Source organism: Streptomyces sp. NPDC002884 (genome assembly GCF_040295245.1).
Classification (GTDB): Bacteria; Actinomycetota; Actinomycetes; order Streptomycetales; family Streptomycetaceae; genus Streptomyces.
The window spans coordinates 97,979-116,394 of the sequence record NZ_JBEOVB010000019.1; the positions used below are offsets into that span (position 1 = coordinate 97,979).

Genomic DNA, 18,416 nt, shown 5'->3' on the forward strand with positions numbered 1-18,416 from the left:
TCGGTCAAGGGCGGCCGCACAAGTACCCGCATGGCGAAATCGTCATCCGCCAACCCCTTGACGCAGGTCTGTGGCGTTCGTCAAGGTGTTCCACCACAAGCAATTGAATGCATGATGCGCAACGCATTTCGGCTGAAGGGCATTGGCGCGTGGCAGACCTGTATGTGGCTGGGGAATGGCGGGACCCGTCGGCCGGTGGGTCCCGGGAGATCCGCTGTCCCGCTGACGGCTCGCTCACCGCGACCGTCTCGGAGGGGACGCGTCCCGACACCGAGGCGGCGATCGCCGCCGCCCGCCGCGCCTTCGACGAGGGACCCTGGCCGCGCACCGCCGAGCGGGAGCGCGGCGCGCTGCTGCTGCGCACCGCCGACCTCGTCGAGCGCGATGCCAAGGAGTTCGCCCGCGCGGAGTCGCTGGACACCGGCAAACGGCTGGTGGAGAGCGAGTACGACATCGCCGACGTCGTCTCCTGCTTCCGCTACTACGGCGGGATCGGCGGCACCGACGCCGGCCGGGTGATCGACACCGGCCGCGACGACGCCGTCAGCCGCGTCGTCTACGAGCCGATCGGCGTGTGCGGGCTGATCACCCCGTGGAACTACCCTCTGCTGCAGGCGAGTTGGAAGGTCGCCCCGGCCCTCCTGGCCGGCAACACGATCGTCCTGAAGCCCAGTGAGCTCACCCCCTCCACCTCGATCCTGCTGATGAGGGCGCTGGCGGAGGCCGGACTCCCGGCCGGCGCCGCCAACCTCGTGCTGGGCGCCGGGCCCGAGGTCGGCGCCCCGCTCTCCGAGGACCCGGCCGTCGACATGGTCTCCTTCACCGGCGGCCTGGAGACCGGCAAACGGATCATGGCCACCGCCGCGGCGACCGTGAAGAAGGTGGCGCTGGAACTCGGCGGCAAGAACCCCAACGTGATCTTCGCCGACGCCGACTTCGAGACGGCCGTGGACTTCGCTCTCACGGCCGTCTTTCTGCATTCCGGGCAGGTCTGCTCGGCCGGCGCCCGGCTGGTCGTGGAGGACTCGCTGCACGACCGGCTCGTCGACGAGATCGTCCGCCGCGCCCGGCGGATCCGCCTCGGCGGGCCCTTCGACCCCGAGGCCGAGACCGGCGCGCTGATCTCCGCCCAGCACCGGGAGAAGGTCGAGGCGTACGTCGCGGCGGGCGTCGCCGAGGGCGCGGTGCTGCGCTGCGGCGGTGCACGGCCCGACGACCCGGCCCTCGCCGACGGCTTCTACTACCCGCCGACCGTCCTCGACGAGTGCCGGCAGGACATGCGCGTCGTGCACGAGGAGTCCTTCGGACCCGTGCTCACCGTCGAGCGCTTCACCGACGAGGACGACGCCGTGCGGATCGCCAACGACACCGAGTACGGACTCGCCGGGGCCGTGTGGACGCAGGACGCCGGCAAGGCCCAGCGGGTGGCCCGGCGGCTGCGCCACGGCACGGTGTGGATCAACGACTACCACCCCTACGTGCCGCAGGCGGAATGGGGTGGCTTCGGGCATTCGGGCGTGGGCCGGGAGCTGGGACCGACCGGCCTGAACGAGTACCGAGAGCCCAAACACATCTGGCAGAACATCCAACCCAGGCCGCAACACTGGTTCCGCGGCTGAATGCCGAAGAGAGGTCGATCATGACCCCAACACAGACCGAGGTGCCGCAGCGGCCCGGCGCGCCCCAGGATTCGGACGGTACTCCGGTCATATCCGTGCGCCGGCTGTGGAAGGTGTTCGGGCCGAAGGCCGACCAGGTACCGGACTCGGAGGAGCTGTGCGGCCTCACCCGCCGCGAACTCATGGACCGTACCGGCTGCACCGCCGCCGTGCGCGACGTGAACTTCGACGTCCGCAAGGGCGAGGTGTTCGTCGTGATGGGCCTGTCCGGTTCGGGCAAGTCCACCCTGGTGCGATGTCTGACCCGGCTGATCGAACCCACCGCCGGTGAGCTCGTCTTCGAGGGCGAGGACATCCGCGAAGCGGATGCCTCCCGCCTGCGTGACCTGCGGCGCCACAAGTTCTCCATGGTCTTCCAGCACTTCGGGCTGCTGCCGCACCGCCGGGTCGTCGACAACGTGGCCTTCGGCCTGGAGATCCGCGGCATGAGCCGGGCCGAACGCAGCAAGCGGGCCCTGGAGGTCGTCGAACTGGTCGGCCTCTCCGGCTACGAGAACTCCTACCCCGACCAGCTCTCCGGCGGTATGCAGCAACGCGTCGGCCTCGCCCGGGCGTTGGCCGGCAACCCGGACGTGCTCTTCTTCGACGAGCCCTTCTCGGCGCTCGACCCGATGATCCGCCGTGACATGCAGAACGAGGTCATCCGGCTGCACCACGAGGTCGGCAAGACCATGGTGTTCATCACCCACGACCTCTCCGAGGCGCTCAAGCTGGGCGACCGCATCCTGATCATGCGCGACGGCAAGATGGTCCAGTGCGGCACCGGCGACGAGCTGGTGGGCGCCCCGGCCGACGACTACGTACGCGAGTTCGTCAAGGACGTGCCGCGCGGCGATGTGCTCACCCTGCGGTGGATCATGCGTCCGGCGGAGCCCGGCGATGCCCTGGACGGTCCCGAGCTGGGCCCGGACGTCGTGGTGAAGGAGGCCACCCGGGCGGTGCTGGCGGCGGACAGGCCGGTCAAGGTCGTGGAGGACGGCAAGCTGCTCGGCATCGTCGGTGACGAGGAGATCCTCGCGGTGGTCGCCGGGCACGAGGGCGGGGCGTGATGGCCGTAGCCCTGGAGAAGTCGGCGCCCCTGGCCGGTGTGCGCAAGGTCCGCCGGCGCACGGTGGTGGCCGCGATCCTGGTGGCCTGGCTGCTCCTCTTCGTCGTCCTGCGCGGGAAGCAGACCCTGACCCTGGCGGCGGCGGACCTCACCGACCTGCACCGGTGGTTCAACGACGTCAACGACTCGATCGGCGCGGACCGCAACTCCAACCCGCTGTTCCTCTACTTCTTCAACGAGATCCGCCTGGTCATCGACAACCTGGTGACCTTCATCCAGCACCTGATCTCACAGCCCTCCGCCGGCCGTCCCCTGCCGCAGATCGGATGGCTCGGCGTCGTCGGCATCGTGGGCTACGTCTCCTGGGCCGTGGGCAACTGGCGGGTCGCCCTGCTGGCCGTGGCGGGCTTCACCTTCCTGGGCCTGCAGGGTCTGTGGCAGGAGAGCATGGACACCCTGTCGCTCACCCTCTCCGCGGTCTTCGTGGCGCTGCTGTTCGCGATCCCGCTGGGCGTGTGGGCGGGGCTGTCCGACCGGGTCAACCGGATCGTGACGCCCTTCCTGGACTTCATGCAGACGATGCCGACCTTCGTCTACCTCGCCCCGCTGACCCTGTTCTTCCTGATCGGCGGGGCCTCCGCCACGATCGCCACCGTGATCTACGCGGCACCGCCCGCGATCCGGATCACCGCGCACGCCATCCGTTCCGTGCCGGAGACCACCGTCGAGGCCGCCGAATCGCTGGGCGCGACACGGCGGCAGGCCTTGCTGAAGGTCCTGCTGCCGATGTCCAAGCGGACCGTGGTGATGGGCGTCAACCAGTCGATCATGGCGGCCCTGGCCATGGTGACCATCGCGGCCCTGATCGACGCGCCCGGCCTCGGCAAGACCGTCGTCCAGGCGCTCCAGTCGCTCGACGTGGGAACGGCCTTCAACGCGGGGCTCGCCATCGTCGTCATGGCGATCGTCCTCGACCGGGTCACCACCGCGGCCAGTGCCCGCGCGGAGACGGCCCGGGGGTCGAAGAACCGCTTCCTGGAGTGGCGCAGGCCGCTGCTGGTCGCGGGCGCGGTGGTCGCGGCGGTCCTCGTCTATCTGTCGCACACCTATCTGTGGGCGGCGGAGTTCCCCGGCGACGGCGGCACCGGCAGTTCCATCGCGAGCGCGGCGGACTCCGCGACCGGCTGGGCGCAGGACAACCTGTCGGGCCTGACCAACGCCTTCCGTGACGGCATCACCAACGGCCTGCTCAACCCGTTCCAGTCGCTGCTCACCGACTCCCCGTGGTGGCTCGTCGGGGCGGTGCTGATCGCGCTGGGCGCCGTGCTCGGCGGCTGGCGGGCCGGGGTCACCACGGCCGTCTGCCTGGGCCTGCTGGTCGGCACCGGCCTGTGGTCGGACGCCATGACGACGCTGGCGTCGACTCTCGTGGCGACGGTGCTGGTCATGCTGCTCGGCATCGTCCTCGGGGTGTGGATGGGGCGCAGCCCGCTCGTGGACCGGCTGCTGCGGCCTTCCCTGGACGCGGCGCAGGTCATGCCGCCGTTCGTCTATCTGGTGCCGTTCCTGGCGCTGTTCGGCGCGACCCGCTTCACGGCCATCGTCGCCGCGATCGTCTACGCGGCGCCGGTCGCCATCAAGATCATCGCTGACGGGGTACGGGCCGTGCCCGAGACCACCGTCGAGGCGGCCACGTCCGCCGGGTGCAACACCTGGCAGATCATCACCAAGGTTCAACTGCCGATGTCACGCAGTGCCCTGACGCTCGCGACCAACCAGGGCCTGATCTACGTGCTGTCGATGGTTGTTGTGGGCGGCCTGGTAGGAGCGGGCGCCCTCGGCTACGACGTCGTGGCCGGCTTCTCGCAGGGGCAGCTGTACGGGAAGGGGCTCGCGGCGGGACTCGCCATCGTCCTTCTCGGAGTCATGTTCGACCGGATCACCCAGGCAGCGGCGCGACGCGCGAGCGCTTAAGGAGCACCAGCATGGCAACACAAGTACGACAGTGGAGAACCGGCGTGGCCGGCATAGCCGTCGTGACTGTCATCGGGCTGACCCTCACCGCCTGCGGCGGCGCGAAGGTCGGTGACGACTCCGCGGATTCGGGCAGCTCGGGCAAGTGCGGCACCTTCAATCTCGCCGTCAACCCGTGGGTGGGCTACGAGGCGGACGCGGCGGTCGTCGCCTACGTCGCGCAGCACGACCTCGGCTGTACGGTCAACAAGAAGGACCTGAAGGAGGAGATCGCCTGGCAGGGCTTCGGGACGGGCGAGGTCGACGCCGTCCTGGAGAACTGGGGCCACGACGATCTGAAGAAGAAGTACATCACCGACCAGAAGACCGCCATGGCGGCCGGCTCGACCGGCAACAAGGGCATCATCGGCTGGTACGTGCCGCCGTGGCTGGCCAAGGCGCACCCGGACATCACCGACTGGAAGAACCTCGACAAGTACGCGGCGAACTTCAAGACCTCCGAGTCCGGCGGCAAGGGCCAGCTGCTGGACGGGGACCCGTCGTACGTCACCAACGACGAGGCGCTGGTGAAGAACCTCAAGCTGGACTTCAAGGTGGTGTACGCGGGCAGCGAGACCGCGCTCATCCAGTCCTTCCGCAAGGCCGAGAAGAACAAGGAATGGGTGATCGGCTACTTCTACGAGCCGCAGTGGTTCCTGTCCGAGGTGCCGTTGGTGAAGGTTGATCTGCCCGCGTACACGACGGGATGCGACGCCGACGCGGCGAAGATCGCCTGCGACTATCCCGTGTACGACCTCGACAAGATCGTCAGCGCGAAGTTCGCCAAGTCCGGCAGCCCGGCCTACGACCTGGTGAAGAAGTTCAACTGGACGAACGACGACCAGAACACCGTGGCCAAGTACATCGCGGTGGACAAGCTGTCGCCCGACGCGGCGGCCAAGAAGTGGGTGGAGGCCAACCGCGCGAAGGTCGACGCCTGGATCAAGTAACCCGCGTCGACCAGACGGTCCGAGATGCCCGGCGGGCGGTGTGCACCTGTGTGCGCCGCCCGCCGGGCATTGCCGCGTTTCGGGCGGTTTCCCGACGTCACCGGACCTCTTGACACCCCCTGTCCGCGCCAGGCACATTGAGTTGCGCAACCTGAACCATGTTGCGCAGCAAGCAACTCGACTGGTTTTCGATCCGGAGGTGCGGCGATGGCGGGACCCCGAGTGGTGATCATCGGAGCGGGTGTCGTGGGAGCGGCACTCGCCGACGAGATCTCCGCGCGCGGCTGGACCGAAGTGACCGTGGTCGACCAGGGCCCGCTCCCCGCGACCGGGGGCTCCACGTCGCACGCCCCGGGCCTGGTCTTCCAGACGAACTCCTCCAAGACCATGACCGAACTGGCCCGCTACACCGTCGAGAAGTTCTGCTCCCTCGACGTCGACGGCAAGCCCTGCTTCCTCCAGGTCGGCGGCCTCGAAGTGGCCACCACCCCCGAGCGCCTCACCGAACTGCACCGCCGCCACGGCTGGATCACCGCCTGGGGCATCGAGGCGCGCCTGCTGAGCGCCGACGAGTGCGTCGAGCGGCACCCGCTGGTCAACCCGGACAGGGTCCTCGGCGGCCTCCTCATCCCGACGGACGGCATAGCCAAGGCCGTCCTCGCGGTCGAGGCCCAGATCCGCCGGGCCACTGAGCGCGGCGTCACCTTCCTGGCCCGCCACGAGGTGCTCGACGTCCGGCAGAACGAGGGCCGGGTGACCGGAGTCCTCACCGACCAGGGAGAGCTCGCGGCCGACATCGTGGTGTGCTGCGCCGGCATCTGGGGCCCGAGGATCGCCCGCATGGCCGGCATGAACCTCCCGCTGACCCCTCTCGCCCACCAGCTCGCCTGGACCGGACCGGTCCCGGCGCTCGCGGGCCAGACGGAGGAGGCGGTACGGCCGATCCTGCGCCACCAGGACGCCGACCTCTACTACCGCGACCGCTTCGACGGCATCGGCATCGGCTACTACGGCCACCGCCCGATGCCCGTCTCGGCCGACGACATCCTCTCCGCCGACGCGGCCGACGGCATGCCGTCCGTCCTGAAGTTCACCGAGGACGACTTCGCCGACGCCTGGACCGAGACCAGGTCCCTGCTCCCCGTGACCCGGGAGGCCAAGGTCGAGGAGGGCATCAACGGCCTGTTCTCCTTCACCACCGACAACTTCCCGCTGCTGGGCGAGTCCCCGGACCTCAAGGGCTTCTGGGTGGCCGAGGCGGTCTGGGTCACCCACTCCGCGGGCGTCGGGCGCGCCATGGCCGAATGGCTCGTCGACGGCTTCTGCTCGTCCTTCGACCTGCACGAGTGCGACGTCAACCGCTTCGAACCGCACCAGCTGTCCCCGGAGTACGTCCTGGCCCGCGACTGCCGCAACTTCGTCGAGGTCTACGACATCCTCCACCCCCTCCAGCCGTCCGGTGACCCCCGCCCGATCCGCACCAGCCCCTTCCACGCCCGTCAGCGGGAGCACGGCGCGTTCTTCCTGGAGGCGAACGGCTGGGAGCGCCCCCAGTGGTACGAGGCCAACGCGGGGCTGACCGAGGGCCGTACCATCCCCACCCCCGACGACTGGGCCGCGCGGTACTGGTCGCCCATCGTCGGCGCCGAGGCACAGGCCACCCGCGAGACCGTCGCGATGTACGACATGACCGCCCTCAAGCGGCTCGAGGTCAGTGGCCGGGGTGCCGCGGACTTCCTGGAGGGGCTGACCACCGGCAAGGTCGCCAAGTCCGTCGGCTCGGTGACGTACACCCTGCTCCTGGACCACGACGGCGGCATCCGCAGCGATGTCACCGTCGCCCGTCTGGCCCCCGACCTCTTCCAGGTCGGCGCCAACGGCAACCTGGACCTCGACTGGTTCACCCGCCGACTCCCCGCCGACGGCACCGTCCAGGTGCGCGACCTCACCCCCGGCACCTGCTGTATCGGCCTGTGGGGTCCCCTGGCCCGCAAGGTCCTCCAGCCGCTGACGGACGAGGACTTCTCGAACGACGGCCTGAAGTACTTCCGCGCCAAGCGCGCCTACATCGGTTCGGTGCCGGTCACCGCGATGCGGCTGTCGTACGTGGGTGAGCTCGGCTGGGAGCTCTACACCACCGCCGACCAGGGCCTGAAGCTGTGGGACACCCTGTGGCGGGCGGCGAAGCCGCTCGGTGGCGTCATCGCCGGCCGCGGCGCCTTCAACAGCCTCCGCCTGGAGAAGGGTTACCGCTCCTTCGGCACCGACATGACCTTCGAGCACGACCCCTACGAGGCAGGCGTCGGCTTCGCCGTCAAGCTCGACAAGGGCGACTTCCTCGGCAAGGCCGCCCTGGAGCGCCGCAAGGAGGGCGTCCGGCGCAAGCTGACCTGCCTCACCATCGACGACCCGCGGTCGGTCGTCCTGGGCAAGGAGCCGGTCTACGACGGCGACCGCGCGGTCGGCTACGTCACCAGCGCCGCCTACGGCTACACGATCGGCAAGGGCATCGCCTACGCCTGGCTCCCCGCGGAACTCGCCGTCCCCGGGACAGCGGTCCACATCGGCTACTTCGACCGGCGCGTCGAGGCGGTCGTGGCCGAGGAGCCGCTGTTCGACCCGACGATGTCCCGCCTCCGTGGCTGAGCGAAGGGGCGCCGCGATGAGCCGTCGTTCATCTGCGGGCGCGTCGTGGCCGGCCGCGCAGTTCCCCGCGCCCCCCGGGGGCGTCGCAGCTCAGGCCCGCAGGAAGGAGGACCCGGGCAGTCGCGCCTGTGTCACCGGCCGGCTCGCGCCGACGCCCGGGGGAGTGGGACCCACGACCGGGGCGATGCCGCTCGCAGACGTCTTCGAGGCCGCCGAGAGGAACGCGAACACCCTATGAACGCGCTCAACACCCCCCTGGCGGAGCTGGACCCCGAGGTCCACGCCGCGCTCCGCGCCGAGCTGCACCGCCAGCAGTCCACCCTCGAGATGATCGCCTCCGAGAACTTCGCGCCCTCCGCCGTGATGGAGGCCCAGGGGTCGGTCGCCACCAACAAGTACGCCGAGGGCTACCCCGGCCGGCGCTACTACGGCGGCTGCGAACACGTCGACGTCACCGAGCGGCTGGCCATCGAGCGCGTCAAGTCGCTCTTCGGCGCCGGCTTCGCCAACGTCCAGCCGCACTCGGGCGCGCAGGCGAACACCGCCGTCTTCTTCGCCCTCCTGCAACCCGGCGACACCGTCCTCGGCCTCGACCTCGCGCACGGCGGCCACCTCACCCACGGCATGCGCATCAACTACAGCGGCAAGATGCTCAAGGTCGTGCCGTACCACGTCTGTGCGACGGACCACCTCGTCGACATGGCGGAGGTCGAGCGGCTCGCCCGGGAGCACCGGCCCAAGATGATCATCGCGGGCTGGTCGGCGTACCCCAGGCAGCTGGACTTCGCGGCCTTCCGCCGTATCGCCGACGAGGTCGGGGCCCTTCTCATGGTCGACATGGCGCACTTCGCGGGCCTGGTCGCCGCCGGACTGCACCCCAACCCCGTCCCGCACGCCCACGTCACGACCACGACGACCCACAAGACCCTCGGCGGCCCGCGCGGCGGCGTCATCCTCACCGACGACGCCGACCTCGCCAAGAAGATCAACTCGGCGGTGTTCCCCGGGATGCAGGGCGGCCCGCTGGAGCACGTCATCGCCGCGAAGGCCGTCTCCTTCAAGGTCGCGGCAACGCCCGAGTTCGCCGAACGCCAGGCCCGCACACTGGCCGGCGCCCGCATCCTCGCCGAGCGCCTCACCCGGCCCGACGCGGCCGCGGCCGGGGTGAGGGTCCTGACGGGCGGCACGGACGTCCACCTGGTCCTCGTCGACCTGCGGGACTCCGCACTCGACGGAAGGCGCGCCGAAGACCTCCTGCACGGGATCGGCATCACCGTCAACCGCAACGCCGTCCCCTTCGACCCGCGCCCGCCCATGGTCACCTCCGGCCTGCGCATCGGCACCCCGGCGCTGGCCACCCGAGGCTTCACCGAGGAGGACTTCGCCGAGGTCGCCGACGTGATCGCGCTGGCCCTCCGGCCCGAGCCGGACGTCGCCGCACTGCGCGCCCGCACCGAAGCCCTCGCGGCCGAGCACCCGCTCTATCCGCACCTCTCGCACGACGGAGACGTCCGATGAGCCCCAGCACCCCCGGCGCCGACCTCCCCGACCACCCCGACCGGCTCTGGCGCAACCCCGAGCCCAAGCGGTCCTACGACGTGATCGTCGTGGGCGGCGGCGGCCACGGCCTGGCCACCGCCCACTACCTGGCAAGGAACCACGGCATCACCGACGTCGCGGTCCTGGAGAAGGGCTGGCTGGGCGGCGGCAACATGGCCCGCAACACCACGATCATCCGCTCCAACTACCTGTGGGACGAGAGCGCCGGCATCTACGAGCACGCCCTCAAGCTCTGGGAAGGGCTGGCGGAAGAGCTCGACTACCCGATCCTCTTCTCCCAGCGCGGGGTGCTGAACCTCGCCCACAGCCCGCAGGACGTCCGCGACAGCGTGCGCCGTGTCGAGGCCAACCGGCTCAACGGCGTCGACGCCGAGTGGCTCGATGCGGAGCAGGTCAAAGAGGTCTGCCCGATCGTCAACATCTCACCCGACGTGCGCTACCCGGTCCTCGGCGGCACCTACCAGCCGCGCGCCGGCATCGCCAAGCACGACTACGTGGCCTGGGGCTTCGCCCGCTCCGCGGACGCCGCCGGCATCGACATCATCCAGAACTGCGAGGTCACCGGCCTGGACGTGGTCGGCGGCCGGGTGGTCGGGGTGCAGACCACGCGCGGACCCATCGCCGCCGGCAAGGTGGCCCTGTGCTCGGCCGGCCACACCTCGGTCCTCGCCGCCATGGCCGGCATCGAACTGCCGCTCCAGAGCCACCCGTTGCAGGCACTCGTGTCGGAGCTGCTGGAGCCCGTGCACCCGACGGTCGTCATGTCCAACGCGGTCCATGTGTACGTCAGCCAGGCGCACAAGGGCGAGCTGGTGATGGGCGCCGGCATCGACGCGTACAACTCCTACACCCAGCGCGGCGCCTTCCACATCATCGAAGAGCAGATGTCCGCCGCCCTGGAACTCTTCCCGGTCTTCGCCCGCGCCCATGTGCTGCGCACCTGGGGCGGAATCGTCGACGTCAGCCCGGACGCCTCGCCGATCGTCGGCCTCAGCCCGGTCGACAACCTCTACCTCAACTGCGGGTGGGGCACGGGCGGTTTCAAGGCCACCCCGGGCGTCGGCTGGGTCTACGCCCACACCATCGCCCACGACGCCCCCCACTCCCTCAACGCCCCCTTCTCGCTCGACCGTTTCACCACCGGCGCGCTCGTCGACGAGCACGGCGCGGCCGCGGTGGCCCACTAGGGAGCCGAACGATGCTGCTCATTTCCTGCCCGTGGTGCGGGCCCCGCGACGAGGCCGAGTTCCACTACGGCGGCCAGGCGCACGTGCCCTATCCCGAGGACTCCGCCGCCCTCACCGACGAGGAGTGGGCGCGCTACCTCTTCTTCCGAGACAACCCCAAGGGCCCGTTCGCCGAGCGCTGGAGCCACGCGGCGGGCTGCCGCAAGTGGTTCAACGCGGTGCGCGACACGTCGACGAACGAGATCCTGGCGGTGTACCGGACGGGAGAGCCCCGCCCGACGATCACACGGTCCGGCCCGGCCACTTCGGCTCCTGTCCCGGTGATCCCCACTCGTACGGTCGCTTCGGACCCCGGTTCAGCAGTTCCGGCCCGTCCGGCGATCGAGGACGAGGCCCCTCCAGGGTCGACCGGAGGTCCGGGGGCGGAGCCCCCGACACCGCTCGCGAGCCAACCGCACCGCCTGGCCACCGGCGGCCGCATCGACCGCGACACACCCCTCACCTTCACCTTCGACGGCACCGAACACCAGGGCTTCCGAGGCGACACCCTGGCCTCCGCGCTCCTCGCCGACGGCGTCATCGCGGCAGCGACCAGCATCAGACGAGGCCGCCCCCGCGGCATCTTCTCGGCCGGGGTCGAAGAACCCAACGCGGTCGTCCAGATCGAGGAACCCTTCCCCGAGCCGATGCTCCCCGCGACGACGGTCGAGCTGTACGACGGCCTCGTCGCGACCAGTCTCCCCGGCCAGGGCCGACTGTCCACCGAACCGGACCCCGCCCGCTACGACGCCGTACACGCCCACTGCGACCTGCTGGTCGTCGGCGCCGGACCGGCCGGCCTCGCGGCCGCGGCTGCGGCAGCACGCAGCGGCGCGCGCGTCATCCTCGCCGACGACCAGCCGGAACCCGGCGGAAGCCTGCTCGGCGCCGGCGAACACCTCGACTGGGTGCAGGCGACGCGCGCCCTGCTCGAAGCCGCCCCCGAGGTAAGGGTCCTGGCGCGCACCACCGTCTTCGGCCACTACGACGACAACCACCTCCTCGCCGTCGAACGCCGCACCAACCACCTCGGCGCCGAGGCCCCGGAGCAGGTCTCCCGCGAGCGCGTCTGGCGGATCCGCGCCCGCCGCGTGGTCCTCGCGACCGGCGCCCACGAGCGCTCCCTGGCCTTCGGCGACAACGACCGGCCCGGCGTGATGCTGGCCGCCTCGGCCCGGACGTACCTCCACCGGTACGCGGTGCTGCCCGGCCGGCACGCCGTCGTGTTCACCACCAACGACAGCGCGTACGCCGCCGCGCTCGACCTGGCGGCGGCCGGAGCGGACATCGCGGCGATCGTCGACACCAGGTCCGAGCCGGGGGAGTGGGCCGAGCGCGCCCGGTCCGCCGGGATCGAGGTGCTGGCCGGACACGCGGTCACGGACACGGAGGGCGGGGCCCGCCTCACCTCCGTGACGGTCGCCCCGTACGGGGAGTCCGCCGGACAGCACACGGCGTCGGGGCAGCAAGTGGTGTCGGGGCAGCAAGTGACCTCCCCACAAAGGGAGTTCGCCGTCGATCTGCTCCTGGTCTCCGGCGGCTGGAACCCCGTCGCGCATCTGTTCAGCCAGGCGGGCGGCAAGCTCCGCCACGACGACGTGCTCGGCACGTTCGTTCCCGACAGCTGCCGTCAGGCGGTGGAGGTCGTGGGCGGGGCGAACGGGGCCTTCGAGCTCGCCACGGCCCTCGCGCAGGGCGCGGCGGCCGGCGCCCGCGCGGTCGAGGCGGAGGGCCACCCCGCCGAGTCGCCGGCGCTGCCGGCCGTCGCCACCACGCCGTACCGCCCGCCCATGCAGGTGTTCGCCGTGCCCAGCTCCACCGGAGCCCCCCGGTTCGTCGACCTCCAACGCGATGTCACGGTCGACGACCTGGCGCGGGCGACCGGGGCGGGCCTGCGTTCGGTGGAGCACACCAAGCGCTACACCACGGCCGGCACCGCCAACGACCAGGGCAAGACGGGCGGGGCGCTGGCGAGCGGGATCGTCGCCGGACTCCTCGGCGTGGACCTCTCGGCGCTCGGCCTGCCCACGTTCCGGCCGCCCTACACGCCCGTCTCCTTCGCCGCCCTCGCCGGCCGCGACCGCGGCGCACTGTCCGACCCGGTCCGCACGACCGCCGTCCACCCGTGGCATGTCGCGCACGGTGCCCTGTTCGAGAACGTCGGCCAGTGGAAGCGGCCCTGGTACTACCCGCGGGACGGCGAGGAGATGGAGGCCGCCGTGCTGCGCGAGTGTGCCGCCGCCCGCGAGAGCGTCGCCTTCATGGACGCCTCCACCCTCGGCAAGATCGACGTCCAGGGCCCGGACGCCGCCGTCTTCCTCGACCGGCTCTACACCAACATGATGAGCACGCTGAAGGTCGGCATGATCCGCTACGGCGTCATGTGCCGTCCGGACGGCATGATCTTCGACGACGGAACGGTCATCCGCCTCGCCCCGGACCGCTTCCTGGTCACCACCACCACGGGCAACGCGGCCGCCGTACTGGACTGGATGGAGGAGTGGCTCCAGACCGAGTGGCCCGAACTCCGCGTCCACTGCACCTCGGTCACCGAGCAGTGGGCCACCGTCGCCCTGGTCGGCCCGCGGTCCCGTGAGGTGCTCGGCTCGCTCGCGCCCCGACTCGCCGTCGCCAACGACGAGTTCCCGTTCATGGCATGGCGGGACACGACGGTCGCGGGCATCGAGGCGAGGGTGTGCCGGATCAGTTTCTCCGGTGAACTCGCCTACGAGATCAATGTGTCACCGTGGCAGGCGCTCGACCTGTGGGAGGCGCTGTACGAGGCGGGCGCCCCGTACGGCATCACGCCCTACGGCACGGAGACCATGCACGTCCTGCGGGCCGAGAAGGGCTACCCGATCATCGGCCAGGACAGCGACGGCACCGTCACCCCGCAGGACCTCGGGATGGGCTGGGCGGTGTCGAAGAAGAAGCCCGACTTCATCGGCAAGCGCTCGTACGCCCGCGCCGACACCGTCCGCGCCGACCGCAAACACCTGGTGGGTCTGCTGCCCGAGGACCCGGGAACCTTCCTGCCCGAGGGCACCCACCTGGTCGCCGACAGTGTGCTGCCCGAGCCGCCCGTCCCGATGCTCGGCCACGTCACCTCCAGCTACCGCAGCGCCGCCCTCGGCCGCACCTTCGCGCTCGCCCTGGTCAAGGGCGGCCGGGACCGTATCGGCGAACGTCTCTACGCCCCCGTGGGCGACCGGCTGGTTCCGGTGACGGTCGCAAGCCCCGTCCTCTACGACCCCGAGGGAGCCCGCCGCGATGGCTGACACCGCTCCGACCGCACGTCGGCGCAGCCCGCTGGGGCATGCCGCCGACCGCCTCGCCGCCGCGACGCGCTCCTCCGGGGGCGCGATCCGCCTGGCCGAAGTCCCTTTCCTGGCCCAGCTGAACGTCCGCCTCGACGCCAAGAGCCCGGCGGCGGACGCCGTGGGACTCGCCCTGGGGCTTCAACTGCCCCTGGAACCCGACACCGTGGTGCGCGGAGGCGATCTGCGCGCGGTGTGGCTCGGCCCCGACGAGTGGCTGGTGGTGGGCCTGCCCGGCACCGGGCGGGACCTGGAGAGCCGGATCCGCGCGGCGGCCGGGGACGCGCCCGTCTCCGTCACCGACGTCTCCGCCCAGCGCACCACCGTCCTGGTCGGCGGACCGCGCGCCCGTGATCTGCTGTCCCACGGCTGCCGGTTGGATCTGCACCCGCGCGCCTTCGGCCCCGGCCGGTGCGCCCAGACGACGCTGGCCCGCACCCAGGTCGTCCTGGTGGCTCGCGACCGGCCCGGGGCGGGGTTCTGGGTGCTGGTGCGCTCCTCCTTCGCCGACCACCTGACGAACTGGCTGCTGGACGCGGCCGTGGAATACGGGTGAACGAGCAGGAGTGAACGCATCCGGGTGAGCGCACACGCGTGGACGACCCGGCACGGTGGAGCCGCCGTGCCGGGTCGTCGTGTCCTCAGGCGTCGGGCGCCGCGTGGACGCGCCTGCCCTCCACGAAGGTCTCCAGGACCCGGGTGGCCGCGATCTCCCCGGGCGGCCCGGCGAACGGGTCCCGGTCGAGGACGACCAGGTCGGCGGCCTTTCCGACGGTGATGCTGCCGGTGAGGTCGTCGAGGTGGTTCACATGGGCGCTGCCCGCTGTGTACGCGGCGAGGGCGGCGCCGAGGTCGAGGCGTTGGCCGGGAAGGAACCGCGGGGTGCCCTCGGGGGCGTCGGGGGAGACGCGGTTGACGGCGACATGGACGGCCTGGAGCGGGTCGGGGCTGCTCACCGGCCAGTCGCTGCCCGCGGCGAGGGTCGCTCCCGCGCGCAGCAGGTCGCCGAACGGATACTGCCGGGCCCCGCGTTCGGGGCCCAGGAACGGCAGGGTCAGTTCGTCCATCTGCGGCTCGTGGGCGGCCCACAGCATCTGGAGGTTGGCGGTCGCGCCGAGTGCCCGGAAGCGTCGTACGTCGTCGGGGTGGACGACCTGGAGGTGCGCCAGGTGGTGGCGGGTGTCCAGCGTCCCGTTGGCGGTCCGGGCGGCCTCGACGGCGTCCAGTGCCTCGCGCACGGCTCGGTCGCCGAGGGCGTGGAAGTGGACCTGGAAGCCGAGCGCGTCGAGTTCGGTGACGTACTTCTTCAGCTCGCCGGGTTCGACGAAGCTGATGCCGCTGGTGTCCGCGGCGCAGCCGCAACCGGTGAGGTACGGGTCCAGCATGGCCGCGGTGTGGTTCTCGGCGATGCCGTCCTGCATGATCTTCACCGTGCCGGCCCTGAACCGTCCTCCGCTCAACTCCTCGCGTCGTGCGACGAGTTCGGGAATCTGCTCGGCGCCGCGTTCGCGGTCCCACCACAGCGCGCCGACGACGCGCGCGGTGAGCAGCCCCCGGTCCAGGGCCGTGCGGTAGGAGGGGGCCGGGTCGGTCATGTTGGCGTAGGCGCCGACGATGGCGTCCTGCCAGGCGGTGACACCGTGCGAGTGCAGCACGGCCTGGGCGCGCAGCAGGGCGGCCAGTTGTTCCTCGGGAGTGGGGTCGGGCACCAGCCGGCCCACCAGATGGACGGCTCCCTCCTGGAGCATGCCGGTCGGGTTTCCGGCGGCGTCGCGTTCGATGCGGCCGTCGGCGGGGTCGGGGGTGCGGGCGTCGATACCGGCCCGCTCCAGCGCCCGGGTGTTGACCCAGGCGCCGTGGTGGTCGCGGTTGGGCAGGAAGACCGGCCGGTCGGGGACGACCGCGTCGAGGGCCGCGGCGGTGGGGGCGCCGCCGGGGAAGGCCTCCAGGGACCAGCCGCCGCCGGTGATCCATTCGACGTCCGGGTGCCGGTCGGCGTAGGCCCGGATCCGCCGCAGGTACTCGGCGGGGTCGACCGTGTCGGCGAGGTGGCACAGGCCGAGTTCCAGGCCCGCGCCCTGCGGGTGCACATGGGCGTCCTGGAAGCCGGGCAGCAACAGCTTGCCGGCGAGGTCGACGACCTCGGTACCCGGACCGATCAGCGCGTGCACCTCGTCGTGGCCGACGGCCGTGATCCGCCCGTCGCGCACGGCCACGGCGGTGGCGCGGCTGCGGGCGGGATCGACGGTGTGGACGGGCCCGCCGGTGAGGACGAGGTCGGCGGGGCCCGTGACCTGGGACTGCGACATGGGTGTGGACTCCAGGAGGGGGATGAGGGCGGAGGAGGAGTGGAGCGGTCGGCGTCCGGCGCGGAGCGGGCGGGGGCTCAGACGGCCGTGCGGTCCATCGGCAGGACGATGGCCTCGGCATCGGTGCCCTGTCCGGTCGTGAAGTACGGCGACCGCCGGACGTACTTGGCGACCGCGGCCATACCGAGGCCGGCGAGGACGATGACGGCGGGCAGGGAGAACATGAACCACCCGTTGTCGGGGCTCAGTTCGAAGTGGTCGCTCATGGTGAGGTACGAGTACCCGAGATAGCCGCCGAGGCCCAGCAGCACCAGACCGGACACGGCGGGCACCCCCACGGCGAGCACGGCCGTCCGCAGCCCTTCGTGTACGGCGGAGCGGAAGCGGACGGCGCACGCCAGCGCGGTGAGCCCGTAGTAGAGGGCGACGAGCAGACCGATGGCGTTGACGGCGGCCAGCAGCATGTCGCTCAGCCGGGGCAGGGCGACGGCGAGCAGGGCGATCGCGGAGCCGATGACCAGCACCACGACCGTGCCGGCGGCGGGGGTGCCGTAGCGCGGGTGCACCCGGGTCCACACCGCTCCCATGGTGCGGTCCCGGCCCATCGCGAGCAGTCCGCGCGCCGTGGGGATCAGCGTGGACTGCACGGAGGCCGCCGCGGAGAACATCAGGGCGACCAGGGGCAGGGTGGCCCAGGGCTCGGCGGCCAGCTTCTGCCCGAGGTACGGCAGGGCCTGCGGGCCGTTCTCGATGAGTTCGGTCAGACTCATCTCCCGCTGGAAGGCGACCGAGGCGAAGAGGAACAGGCCGAGCATCGCGAACAGGGCGATCAGACCGCCGCGGGCCGCGTCCCCCGGCTTCTTCGTCTCCTCGGTGACGCTGAAGGCCGCGTCCCAGCCCCAGAAGAAGAACACCGCGAGGACCATGCCCTGGGCGAAGGCGGTGCCGTCGGCGATCTCGAAGGGGTTGAACCAGGAGAAGGAGAAGGACTGTTCGCCCGTGATCAGGGCCCAGCCGCAGAACCCCAGCAGCACGGCGTACTCGAAGACCAGCAGCACGAACTGGAAGCGGGTGGTGGTGCGTGTGCCCGTCACGGCGAGCGCGGTGAGTCCGACCAGCAGCACCAGCCCGACGGCCGTACTGACGCCGGTGGACGACGGATCGAGGGCGACGCCCGCCAGGCTGTGCAGACCGGCCTTGTTGGCGAAGATCAGGACGACCGAGCCCATGACCGCGCTGGTGTAGGCGCAGAAGATCACCGAGCCGACGACGGTGACCCATCCGGTCAGGAAGCCCGGCCAGGGGCCCAGGGTCCTGCCGACCCAGGTGTAGCCGTTGCCGCAGTTGGGCTCGGACCGGTTGAGGCGGGCGTAGGCGGTGGCGATACCGAGCACGGGCAGGAAGGCGAGGAGCAGCAGCGCCGGGGCCTGGAGGCCCACGATGGTGGCGATCGTGCCCATGCCGATGGCGATGCTGGTGGTGGCGGCGGTGCTGGAGGCGGCGATGGCGACACCGTCGACGACGCCGAGGGAACGGCGCAGTCCGCTCCCCGGCGCACCGGACGGAGCCGGTGACGGGGGAGCGGGCGATGTGGACGGCCGAGGGGACGGAGAGGTCATGAAAGGCTCCTCGCGGGGAGGGAGGACGAGGTGAGGACGGGGGAAGAGC

Annotated in this window: 11 protein-coding genes; 9 read left to right on the forward strand and 2 right to left on the reverse strand. The window is 71.2% G+C overall.

Translation table 11 applies throughout. The features are described from left to right. Nucleotides 1–149 precede the first annotated feature (149 nt). The 9 genes from ABT070_RS30545 (at nt 150) to ABT070_RS30585 (ending at nt 14,995) form a co-directional block, all read left to right on the forward strand. Nucleotides 150–1,619, forward strand: a complete 1,470-nt coding sequence (locus tag ABT070_RS30545; protein WP_351765229.1) for an aldehyde dehydrogenase family protein — start codon at nt 150–152, stop codon at nt 1,617–1,619. A gap of 20 nt (nt 1,620–1,639) precedes the next feature. Next, entirely contained in the window at nt 1,640–2,728 is a 1,089-nt protein-coding gene (locus tag ABT070_RS30550) for a quaternary amine ABC transporter ATP-binding protein (protein WP_351765230.1), read from the forward strand. After that, nucleotides 2,728–4,701 (forward strand): ABC transporter permease, encoded by a 1,974-nt coding sequence (locus tag ABT070_RS30555; protein WP_351765231.1) that lies wholly within the window; start codon nt 2,728–2,730, stop codon nt 4,699–4,701. Before ABT070_RS30550 ends, ABT070_RS30555 begins: the two co-directional genes overlap by 1 nt. An 11-nt stretch (nt 4,702–4,712) precedes the next feature. Then, entirely contained in the window at nt 4,713–5,690 is a 978-nt protein-coding gene (locus ABT070_RS30560; protein WP_351765232.1) for an ABC transporter substrate-binding protein, read from the forward strand. A 207-nt stretch (nt 5,691–5,897) separates the two neighbouring features. Next, entirely contained in the window at nt 5,898–8,336 is a 2,439-nt protein-coding gene (locus tag ABT070_RS30565; protein WP_351765233.1) for a GcvT family protein, read from the forward strand. Between the two features lie 234 nt (nt 8,337–8,570). Further along, nucleotides 8,571–9,854 carry a serine hydroxymethyltransferase gene (glyA, locus tag ABT070_RS30570; protein WP_351765234.1) on the forward strand — a complete coding sequence of 428 codons (1,284 nt, stop codon included), beginning with the start codon at nt 8,571–8,573 and terminating at the stop codon, nt 9,852–9,854. After that, the gene (locus tag ABT070_RS30575; RefSeq protein WP_351765235.1) at nt 9,851–11,083 is read left to right on the forward strand and encodes a sarcosine oxidase subunit beta family protein; all 1,233 of its coding nucleotides are present in this window, start codon (nt 9,851–9,853) and stop codon (nt 11,081–11,083) included. Before glyA ends, ABT070_RS30575 begins: the two co-directional genes overlap by 4 nt. A gap of 11 nt (nt 11,084–11,094) precedes the next feature. Continuing rightward, nucleotides 11,095–14,400, forward strand: a complete 3,306-nt coding sequence (locus ABT070_RS30580) for a sarcosine oxidase subunit delta family protein (RefSeq protein ID WP_351765236.1) — start codon at nt 11,095–11,097, stop codon at nt 14,398–14,400. Continuing rightward, nucleotides 14,393–14,995, forward strand: a complete 603-nt coding sequence (locus ABT070_RS30585; protein WP_351765238.1) for a sarcosine oxidase subunit gamma — start codon at nt 14,393–14,395, stop codon at nt 14,993–14,995. Before ABT070_RS30580 ends, ABT070_RS30585 begins: the two co-directional genes overlap by 8 nt. A gap of 85 nt (nt 14,996–15,080) precedes the next feature. Here the strand turns inward: ABT070_RS30585 and ABT070_RS30590 are convergent, their stop codons facing one another. Together ABT070_RS30590 and ABT070_RS30595 are read right to left on the reverse strand one after the other, a co-directional pair. Continuing rightward, entirely contained in the window at nt 15,081–16,748 is a 1,668-nt protein-coding gene (locus ABT070_RS30590) for an amidohydrolase (protein ID WP_351765240.1), read from the reverse strand. Nucleotides 16,749–16,825: 77 nt separating this feature from the next. Further along, on the reverse strand, nt 16,826–18,367 hold the full coding sequence (locus ABT070_RS30595) for an APC family permease (protein WP_351765241.1): 1,542 nt from the start codon (nt 18,365–18,367) through the stop codon (nt 16,826–16,828). Nucleotides 18,368–18,416: the final 49 nt, after the last annotated feature.

Bases quoted from the DNA above. Each gene is read 5' to 3' on its own strand.
- ABT070_RS30585 (WP_351765238.1), top strand. From the start codon at position 14,393: ATGGCTGACACCGCTCCGACCGCACGTCGGCGCAGCCCGCTGGGGCAT.
- ABT070_RS30590 (WP_351765240.1), bottom strand. From the start codon at position 16,748: ATGTCGCAGTCCCAGGTCACGGGCCCCGCCGACCTCGTCCTCACCGGC.
- ABT070_RS30550 (WP_351765230.1), top strand. From the start codon at position 1,640: ATGACCCCAACACAGACCGAGGTGCCGCAGCGGCCCGGCGCGCCCCAG.
- ABT070_RS30580 (WP_351765236.1), top strand. From the start codon at position 11,095: ATGCTGCTCATTTCCTGCCCGTGGTGCGGGCCCCGCGACGAGGCCGAG.
- ABT070_RS30595 (WP_351765241.1), bottom strand. From the start codon at position 18,367: ATGACCTCTCCGTCCCCTCGGCCGTCCACATCGCCCGCTCCCCCGTCA.
- glyA (WP_351765234.1), top strand. From the start codon at position 8,571: ATGAACGCGCTCAACACCCCCCTGGCGGAGCTGGACCCCGAGGTCCAC.
- ABT070_RS30565 (WP_351765233.1), top strand. From the start codon at position 5,898: ATGGCGGGACCCCGAGTGGTGATCATCGGAGCGGGTGTCGTGGGAGCG.
- ABT070_RS30560 (WP_351765232.1), top strand. From the start codon at position 4,713: ATGGCAACACAAGTACGACAGTGGAGAACCGGCGTGGCCGGCATAGCC.
- ABT070_RS30575 (WP_351765235.1), top strand. From the start codon at position 9,851: ATGAGCCCCAGCACCCCCGGCGCCGACCTCCCCGACCACCCCGACCGG.
- ABT070_RS30555 (WP_351765231.1), top strand. From the start codon at position 2,728: ATGGCCGTAGCCCTGGAGAAGTCGGCGCCCCTGGCCGGTGTGCGCAAG.